Annotated in this window: 7 protein-coding genes; 4 read left to right on the top strand and 3 right to left on the bottom strand. The window is 52.8% G+C overall.

The genetic code is table 11. The features are described 5' to 3' along the window. Positions 1–64: 64 nt before the first annotated feature. The gene (gene plsY / locus UC14_RS05985) at positions 65–694 is read right to left on the bottom strand and encodes a glycerol-3-phosphate 1-O-acyltransferase PlsY (protein ID WP_013573948.1); all 630 of its coding nucleotides are present in this window, start codon (positions 692–694) and stop codon (positions 65–67) included. A gap of 107 nt (positions 695–801) precedes the next feature. Here plsY and folB point away from each other — a divergent pair, with 107 nt between their 5' ends. Together folB and bacA are read left to right on the top strand one after the other, a co-directional pair. Continuing rightward, positions 802–1,158, top strand: a complete 357-nt coding sequence (folB, locus tag UC14_RS05980) for a bifunctional dihydroneopterin aldolase/7,8-dihydroneopterin epimerase (protein ID WP_013573949.1) — start codon at positions 802–804, stop codon at positions 1,156–1,158. A gap of 186 nt (positions 1,159–1,344) precedes the next feature. Continuing rightward, entirely contained in the window at positions 1,345–2,169 is an 825-nt protein-coding gene (bacA, locus tag UC14_RS05975; RefSeq protein ID WP_037034331.1) for an undecaprenyl-diphosphate phosphatase, read from the top strand. A gap of 78 nt (positions 2,170–2,247) precedes the next feature. Here the strand turns inward: bacA and UC14_RS05970 are convergent, their stop codons facing one another. Further along, a complete protein-coding gene (locus UC14_RS05970; RefSeq protein ID WP_013573951.1) occupies positions 2,248–3,483 on the bottom strand; it encodes a multifunctional CCA addition/repair protein in 1,236 nt (411 codons plus the stop codon). Positions 3,484–3,613: 130 nt separating this feature from the next. Beyond that, positions 3,614–4,234: a TIGR04211 family SH3 domain-containing protein gene (locus tag UC14_RS05965; RefSeq protein WP_013573952.1), complete on the bottom strand. Its 621-nt coding sequence runs from the start codon at positions 4,232–4,234 to the stop codon at positions 3,614–3,616. 280 nt (positions 4,235–4,514) lie between these two features. On the opposite strand from UC14_RS05965, the gene UC14_RS05960 reads away from it, so the two are divergent. Both UC14_RS05960 and glnE read left to right on the top strand, forming a co-directional pair. After that, the gene (locus UC14_RS05960) at positions 4,515–5,822 is read left to right on the top strand and encodes an inorganic triphosphatase (protein WP_013573953.1); all 1,308 of its coding nucleotides are present in this window, start codon (positions 4,515–4,517) and stop codon (positions 5,820–5,822) included. A gap of 57 nt (positions 5,823–5,879) precedes the next feature. Then, positions 5,880–8,717 (top strand): bifunctional [glutamate--ammonia ligase]-adenylyl-L-tyrosine phosphorylase/[glutamate--ammonia-ligase] adenylyltransferase, encoded by a 2,838-nt coding sequence (gene glnE, locus UC14_RS05955; protein ID WP_112197377.1) that lies wholly within the window; start codon positions 5,880–5,882, stop codon positions 8,715–8,717. The last annotated feature ends 59 nt before the right edge of the window (positions 8,718–8,776 follow it).

The raw sequence follows: 8,776 nt of genomic DNA, 5'->3' as shown, positions 1-8,776 counted from the left end.
CTTAAGTGACCGGCATTACCCGCCTGAGGTCGTTTTTTTATGTCTGCAATCTGCATTTTACTGACTATTCGGTCTTATCTTCTTTCGCCGCTTTACGTTTTTTCTTCAGCCTATCCCAGATTTTTCCTTCCTGACCACGCCACAGGCGCTGAATATTGTCGTGATGACGCAACAGGATCAGACAGGAAAGCATGGCGACCGGGAAGGTGAACTCCGGTTTGAACCACCAGACATAAAATGGCGCAATCAGTGCGCTGACGATCGCACCCAGTGACGAATAGCCGCTCAGCAGCACGGTCAGCAGCCATGTGCCGGTCATCAGGCCGGTCAGGTCCCAGCCGATGGGGGCGATAGCACCAAACGCCGTGGCAACACCTTTGCCGCCTTTAAAGCGGAAAAAGACCGGATAGATATGGCCAAGACATGCCGCGATGGCCGTCAGGCCAAGATACATAGGCGGAATGTTCAGACGGTATGCCAGCCAGACCGGCAGCATGCCTTTGAGGACATCGAAAATCAGAACAGCGGCAGCGGCCAGACGGCCACCCAGGCGTAAAACGTTGGTGGCGCCGGGATTGCCTGAGCCCGCTGTGCGCGGATCGGGTAAACGGGCTACCCGGCAGACCAGAATAGCACTGGAAATCGAGCCGCAGAGGTAGGCGAAAATAATCATTCCAAGCGCGGTAGCACTCATAAAGCCGTTCCGTCTAATAAGGGTCGTTTTAATCGCAACATCCATGGATAATACGCATTTTCTGCTGGAAGTGGTATCCGGCTGGGCCAAAAACAGAGAATCACGTGATGGATATCGTATTTATTGAGCAACTAAATGTAATCACTACCATTGGCGCTTACGAATGGGAACAGACCATTAAACAGAAACTGGTATTCGATATCGAAATGGCCTGGGATAACCAAAAGTCCGCCGCCACTGACGATGTGAATGACTGTTTAAGCTATGCTGATGTCAGTGATGCGGTGATCGGGCATGTTTCTTCACAAAATTTTGCGCTGGTTGAACGCGTAGCGGAAGAGGTGGCGACATTGCTGCTGAGCCGGTTTAATTCTCCGTGGGTTCGGATTAAGCTCAGCAAACCGGGCGCTGTTGCTCAGGCAGCGAATGTCGGCGTGATTATCGAGCGTGGAAAGCGTTTTTAAATCCTGTTATGGATACAATTTAGAAAACGCTTGTCTATTGAATGTCATAAAGAAGCGTTAAAAGGAAAGTCCGGGTTGCCGGGTTTTCTTTACTGAAGCGGCTCAGCATGATGCCGCTTTTTTATTGTGTGTATTGTAAGCATATTTCCCATCAGCGGATCTTTTAAAGGGTAGGGTGCGATAATGATCGTCGAAAGTCATTCTTTGCTTGTTGCGGCTATTTTGGGGGTGGTTGAAGGACTCACCGAGTTTTTGCCTGTTTCTTCTACCGGTCATTTGATTATTGTCGGCAATCTTCTTGGCTTTACCGGAGATACCTCAAAATCATTTGAAGTGGTTATCCAGTTAGGTTCAATTCTGGCCGTGGTCGTGATGTTCTGGCGTCGTTTGTTCAACATGATAGGTTTGCATTTTGGTAAACCGCCGGTTCATGAAGGCTCGGGTTCTCGTCGTTTAAATTTATTGCATATTATTTTGGGGATGATTCCGGCAACGGTACTGGGGCTGCTTCTGCACTCTCAAATCAAAGCGTTGTTCGAGCCAAAATATGTCATGTATGCACTGGTGGTCGGCGGTATTTTGCTGATTGCTGCCGAGTTGCTGAAACCTAAAAAACCGCGTGCCGAGGGGCTGGATGACATCACCTACGTGCAGGCGTTTATGATTGGTGTTTTTCAGTGTCTGGCGCTCTGGCCCGGGTTCTCCCGCTCAGGGGCAACCATCAGTGGGGGGATGTTAATGGGGATCAGCCGTTTTGCGGCATCTGAGTTCTCTTTCCTGCTGGCGGTGCCGATGATGATGGGCGCGACGGCCCTGGATTTGTACAAGAGCTACAGCTTCCTGAATATGGCGGATTTACCGATGTTTGCCACAGGGTTTGTCTCTGCGTTCATTGTTGCGTTGATCGCAATTAAAACCTTCCTGGCGGTGATTAAACGTATTTCGTTTATCCCGTTTGCGATTTACCGTTTCTTCGTGGCAATTGCCGTGTATTTTGTGTTTATCGCCTGATTTTTGCTTCCCTGAGGCAATAAAAAGCCCCGCACGGTGAATCACCGGCGGGGCTTTTCTTATGAATAAAGCCAGCGTTTAAATCGCCACGTCCTGAGTTTGTTTCCAGTCGGCGAGCGCCTGAGTACGGCGTTTCTTCAGTTCATCACGGATAGCCATACCCTGGAAACCCGCATCCAGCACCTCTTTATTTGAAACGCTGCTGGCGACTGCAAAGGCTTCACGCAGGTAATCGCCTTGCGGATAGGGATTATTTTCAAATGTCGTACGCCCGCGCGCATCGGCTTCACTGGTCATGATCATCTGCTCAAGACGCTGCGGTTTACGCCAGACATCAATGGTATCGAACAGTTTTAACAAGGTTTCCGGACGCAGTTTATTGACGGTGTGGATCAGGTCATGGAACTCCGCGACCAGTTTCGCTAAATCACGAATGTGCGTCGGCACTTTCAGCCGCTGGCAGAGTTCCTCCACCAGTTTCACGCCCGCCGGGCCATGACCGTGATGGGCAGGCCAGAATTGCGGCGGCGTCAGAGCCTTACCCAAATCATGGCAAAGCGCCGAAAAACGCACATCGACGTCAGGCGTCAGGGTGCTGGCGATTTTCAGCGTCATCAGCGTATGTATGCCGGTATCAATTTCCGGATGCCATTTCGCCGGTGCAGGCACGCCAAATAATGCATCGATTTCAGGAAACAGCACTTTCAGGGCGCCACAATCGCGCAGCACCTGGAAATAGACCTGCGGATCCTGCGTTTGTAACGCTTTCTCGGTTTCTTTCCATACACGTTCAGGTGTGAGGGCTTCCAGCTCACCGCTTTCCGCCATCTGTTGCATCAGCGCCTGCGTTTCCGGGGCGACCGTGAAATCTAAATGCGCGAAGCGTGCAGCAAAGCGGGCAACGCGCAGAACCCGCAGCGGATCTTCGCCGAAAGCATCGGAAACGTGGCGCAAAAGGCGTTGTTCGATATCACGCTGACCGTGATAGGGATCGAAAAGTTCGCCATCGTTGCTTTTGGCGATGGCATTAATGGTCAGATCCCGACGCATCAGATCTTGTTCCAGCGTGACATCCGGTGCGGCATAACAGGTAAAGCCGTTATAACCGGAGCCAGATTTCCGCTCAGTACGGGCCAGCGCATATTCATCGTGAGTGACCGGATGCAGGAAGACCGGAAAATCTTTACCGACCTGCTGATAGCCATTTTCGAGCATATATTCAGGCGTCGCGCCCACTACCACCCAATCGTGTTCAGACACAGGCAGGTTTAATAAACTGTCTCGGACTGCGCCGCCGACCAGGTAAATCTCCACGCGATAACTCCTGAAATTAGCCAAAGGACTCTGTCTTCATCATAGCAAAGTTGCGCTGAAGATTTCCTGACTGATGGAAACACGAAAAGGCACCGAAGTGCCTTAGGGAAACGATCAGGATGCTGAGCTGTCAGCTCATCCAGCGATCTTTTTTCCTGCGACGTGGGATGAGATGTGGCAACAGCAGACCCAGCACCAGACCGACACCCGCGACACCGCCGCCATACATAAACCATTGTAAGATAATGGTTCTTTGTTTGTCGTCGAGCTGCACATTGACCGCGTCAACCTTCTTCTTCGCCACGATCAGCTGATTTTTCAAATCCTGATTTTCTTTCTTCAGGCCGTTGATGATGCCGTCACTGGAAGAGACTTTGGCCTGCATTTCTGCCGTGCGCTGGTTCCAGCTGGAATCAATATTGGTCAGCTTGTCGGTCAGCGTTTTCACCTGTTGTTCCAGATCCGGAACGCGGGTACGCAAGCTCGGCACATTGCTTAACTGATCAAGCGGGATCCAGGCGGTTTTACCTTTTGAATCAACAATCTCACCGTATTTCGTACTGTCGTTGACACTGCGCAGGGTGACTTCTTCACCGGCATTCAGGGTGCCAACGATGCGATACTGATTACCTGGACCACTGTGGATATAGGTAATCAAATCGTCGGAGATATAGCGCTTCTCATCAGCGTGAGCGCCCCATGTCATGCTTAAACCAAGCAAAGCGAAACCAATTAGGCGTAATTTCTGCATTATTTCATCGTTTCTTTGTGAATTTAGGGAACGTGAAGTGTGGATCCGTTTTATCAGGATACGTCTTCTGGCAACCGCCACTGTCCGGCCATTGCACTCATATAAGTACTAAAAGTTGGAGACCGATAGTAAGGGCAACAGTGTGACGACGCAATGTATAAACCGGAATGAGAACTATCTTACAATCCCGCAACATGCGGCTTGCGCGCTGTGCTTATGATAGAATTGGCAGCGACGCGTTAATCCCTTTTGGCAGCAAAGAATCGGTGTGAAGACTCATATGACCGTAGAAATAGAATTAAAATTTATCGCCACCCCGGCCGCAATCGCCGAATTACCTTCGCAACTCGCTGGTTTTAACAGCGAGCACACCGCGCCTTCGAAACTGACCAACATCTATTTTGAGACTGCGGAAAACTATTTACGTTCGCATGACATGGGTCTGCGGATCCGTGGTTTTGACGATCAGTATGAAATGACCATCAAAACCGGTGGCAAAGTGGTGGGGGGGTTACATCAGCGCCCTGAATACAACGTTGAGCTGAAAAAGCCGGTGTTGAAACTCAGCGCGTTCCCGAAAGATATCTGGCCGGAAGGGTGCAAACCCGCTGCATTGCAGAAAGAACTCGCTCCGCTCTTCCGCACGGATTTCACCCGCGAGAAGTGGGTGATCACTTACGGCGAAAGCGAGATCGAACTTGGGTTAGATCAGGGCGAAGTGGTGGCTGGCGAATTAAACGAACCACTGGCTGAAATTGAACTTGAGCTGAAAAAAGGTAACACCGCCGATTTACTGGCGCTGGCGGCTGAAATTGGCGCGCACGGCGGCTTGCGGCAGGGTGGTTTCAGCAAGGCGGCTCGTGGTTATCATCTTGCAAAGGGCAATCCTGCCCGTGACATCAAACCGCTGCCGGTGTTTAAAGCGAAACCGAAAGCTACGGTTGAGCAGGCTATGTCTGCGATGTTCGAACTGGCGCTGGATCACTGGCAATATCATGAAGAATTGTGGGTTCGCGGCGACAAAACTGCGCGCCTGACTGTGTTGCAGGCCGTGGAAACTGTGCGCCAGGTTCTGGTGCTGTTCGGCGGACTTGTGCCGCGTAAAGCCTCTTCTGAGCTGCGTACCTTACTTACTGATCTGGTGCCGGTTCTGGAACAGAAATCGGCGGATGCACAGGAAATCTGTTACAGCGCGACATATCTGAAATGCAAGTTAGTGCTTACTTCCTGGCTGGCAACATCAGGCTGGGCGCCGTTTATTGATGATAAATCCGCGAAAAAAATGGACGGTTCCTTCAAGCGCTTTGCTGACATCATGCTCGGCCGCACTGCCGCCGATCTGAAAGAAGCCTTTGCACAGCCGCTGACGGAAGAAGGCTATCGTGACCAACTGGCGCGCCTTAAACGCCAGATCATTACCTTCCATTTGCTGGCCGGTGCTTACCCTGAAAAAGACGTTGCCGCGTATATTGCCGGCTGGGCCGATCTGCAACAGGCCATCGTTCAGCAGCAACACGCCTGGGAGGATTCGGCCCGTTCTCACGCGGTGATGATGGATGCTTTCTGGTTAAACGGACAACCTCGTTAATTGACTGATAAGCCTGGGCAAATTGCCCGGGCTTTTTTTTGCAAGGAATCTGACTTCATGTTGCCACTTTCTTCTGTTTTGCAAAGCCATGCGCAGAGTTTGCTTGAACGCTGGCGTGAACATCCTGAAAACCTGCCCCTTCCCGATGATGCGCAACTGGCCGTGCTGAGCAGCAGTGAATTCGTAACGGACAGTTTGCTGGCTTTTCCGCAGTGGTGGCATGAAATTGACCAAAATCCCCCTCAGGCGCAGGAGTGGCAACTTTACCGCCAGTGGCTGGAGGAATCGCTGACACAGGTGGCTGACGAAGCCGGGCTGATGAAAGCGTTACGTCTGTTTCGTCGTCGCATTCTGACCCGCATTGCGTGGTCGCAGTCCGCGCAAACCAGTGAAACGAAAGACACGCTTCACCAGTTGAGTGAACTGGCGGAATTATTGATTGTCAGCGCCCGCGACTGGCTTTACGACGCTTGCTGTCGCGAGTTTGGTACGCCGGTCAATGCTGCTGGCGAACCGCAAAGAATGCTGATCCTCGGGATGGGTAAACTGGGCGGCGGCGAGCTGAATTTCTCCTCGGATATCGATCTGATTTTTGCCTATCCGGAAAATGGTCAGACCCGCGGCGGGCGGCGTGAACTGGATAATGCACAGTTTTTCACCCGTCTCGGCCAGCGGCTGATCAAAGTGCTGGATCAGCCCACTATCGACGGTTTTGTATATCGCGTGGACATGCGTTTGCGCCCGTTCGGCGACAGCGGCCCGCTGGTGATGAGCTTCCCGGCACTGGAGGATTATTATCAGGAACAGGGGCGTGACTGGGAGCGTTACGCGATGGTGAAAGCGCGTCTGATGGGCGGCGCGGAGGACATCAGCAGTCAGGAATTGCGCAAAATGCTGATGCCATTTGTCTTCCGCCGTTATATCGATTTCAGTGTGATCCAGTCCCTGCGTAACATGAAAGGCATGATCGCTCGTGAAGTTCGCCGCCGGGGTCTGAAAGACAACATCAAACTCGGCGCAGGCGGTATCCGTGAGATTGAATTTATCGTGCAGGTATTCCAGCTGATCCGTGGCGGGCGCGAACCGGCATTGCAGCAGCGTGCGTTGCTGCCAACGCTTCAGGCGCTGGAAAATCTGGGGCTGTTGCCGGTAGAACAGGTGTTGCAGTTGCGTAACAGCTATCTGTTCCTGCGCCGTCTGGAAAATCTGTTGCAGGCAATAGCGGACGAGCAAACACAAACCTTACCGTCAGATGAACTGAATCAGGCACGTCTGGCGTGGGGGATGAATTATGCTGGCTGGCCGCAGCTTCTGGATGCAGTGAATGCTCACATGCAGGCCGTGCGCTCGGTGTTTAACGAGCTGATTGGTGATGACACGCCAGATGCTGAAGATGATGTGCAACTCTCCCAGTTCAGCAGTTTATGGATTGATGCGCTTGAGCCTGCCGAACTGGCGCCACTGGTGCCGCAACTTGACGAAAACGCGCAACGGCATGTTTTATATCAGATTGCCGATTTCCGCCGTGATGTAGATAAACGCACGATCGGGCCGCGTGGCCGCGACCAGCTGGATTTGCTGATGCCGCGTTTGCTGGCGCAGGTCTGCACCTATAAAAATGCCGATGTGACATTGCAGCGCCTGATGCAGTTGCTGCTCAATATCGTCACACGTACGACGTATATCGAGCTGCTGGTGGAATACCCCGGTGCGCTCAAACAGTTAATCCGCCTGTGCGCCGCTTCACCGATGGTCGCGAGCCAACTCGCCCGCCATCCTTTATTGCTCGATGAACTGCTCGACACACGCACGCTTTACCAGCCGGTGGAGCCGGGCGCGTACCGCGACGAACTGCGCCAGTATCTGATGCGGGTGCCGACGGAAGACGAAGAACAACAGCTTGAAGCGGTACGTCAGTTCAAGCAGGCGCAGCATCTGCGTATCGCCGCCGGGGATATTTCCGGGGCGCTGCCGGTGATGAAAGTCAGCGACCATTTAACCTATCTTGCCGAAGCTATCCTCGACGTGGTGGTGCAGCAGGCGTGGGAACAGATGGTCGCGAAATACGGTCAGCCAGCGCATCTTCAGCACCGTGAAGGGCGCGGTTTTGCCGTGGTCGGTTACGGAAAACTCGGTGGCTGGGAGCTGGGTTACAGCTCGGATCTGGATCTGGTCTTCCTGCTCGACTGTGCGCCGGAGGTGATGACCGATGGCGAACGCAGCATCGACGGGCGTCAGTTTTATCTGCGGCTGGCGCAGCGCATCATGCATTTATTCAGCACCCGTACGTCGTCAGGCATTCTTTATGAGGTTGACCCGCGTCTGCGACCTTCCGGTGCCTCCGGCATGCTGGTCAGCACCATCGAAGCTTTTGCCGATTATCAGGCCAATGAAGCCTGGACATGGGAGCATCAGGCGCTGGTTCGCGCGCGCGTGGTTTACGGTGATCCGCAACTGACGCAGCAATTTAATGCCACGCGTCGCGACATTCTTTGCCGCCAGCGCGATGGTGAAGGACTGCGTAAGGAGGTCCGTGAAATGCGCGAGAAAATGTATGCCCATCTGGGCAGTAAAAAAGCCGACGAGTTCGATCTGAAAGCCGATCCGGGTGGCATTACGGATATTGAATTCATTGCACAATATCTGGTTCTGCGTTTCGCGCATGATGAGCCGAAGCTGACGCGCTGGTCCGATAATGTGAGGATTTTTGAGCTGATGGCGCAACACGACATCATGCCGGAAGAAGAGGCTCGAAATCTGACGCAGGCTTATGTCACGCTGCGCGATGAAATTCATCACCTCGCTTTGCAGGAGCACAGCGGGAAAGTGGCCGCAGACAGTTTTGCGGCGGAGCGCGCGCAAATCCGCGCCAGCTGGGCGAACTGGCTGGGCTGAGGGTTTTTATTCGGGTAACAGGCGCTTGTGATATTATCCGGCGCATTGTGTTTACCCGA

Origin of the sequence: Rahnella sp. NRRL B-41462 (assembly GCF_003263525.1) — a bacterium.
Lineage (GTDB): Bacteria > Pseudomonadota > Gammaproteobacteria > Enterobacterales > Enterobacteriaceae > Rahnella > Rahnella aceris.
This window is presented reverse-complemented; position numbering and strand designations above follow the sequence as displayed.

Excerpts from the sequence above, each read along its gene's own strand:
- plsY (WP_013573948.1), bottom strand. The coding sequence starts at position 694 with ATGAGTGCTACCGCGCTTGGAATGATTATTTTCGCCTACCTCTGCGGC.
- folB (WP_013573949.1), top strand. The coding sequence starts at position 802 with ATGGATATCGTATTTATTGAGCAACTAAATGTAATCACTACCATTGGC.
- UC14_RS05965 (WP_013573952.1), bottom strand. The coding sequence starts at position 4,234 with ATGCAGAAATTACGCCTAATTGGTTTCGCTTTGCTTGGTTTAAGCATG.
- UC14_RS05960 (WP_013573953.1), top strand. The coding sequence starts at position 4,515 with ATGACCGTAGAAATAGAATTAAAATTTATCGCCACCCCGGCCGCAATC.
- glnE (WP_112197377.1), top strand. The coding sequence starts at position 5,880 with ATGTTGCCACTTTCTTCTGTTTTGCAAAGCCATGCGCAGAGTTTGCTT.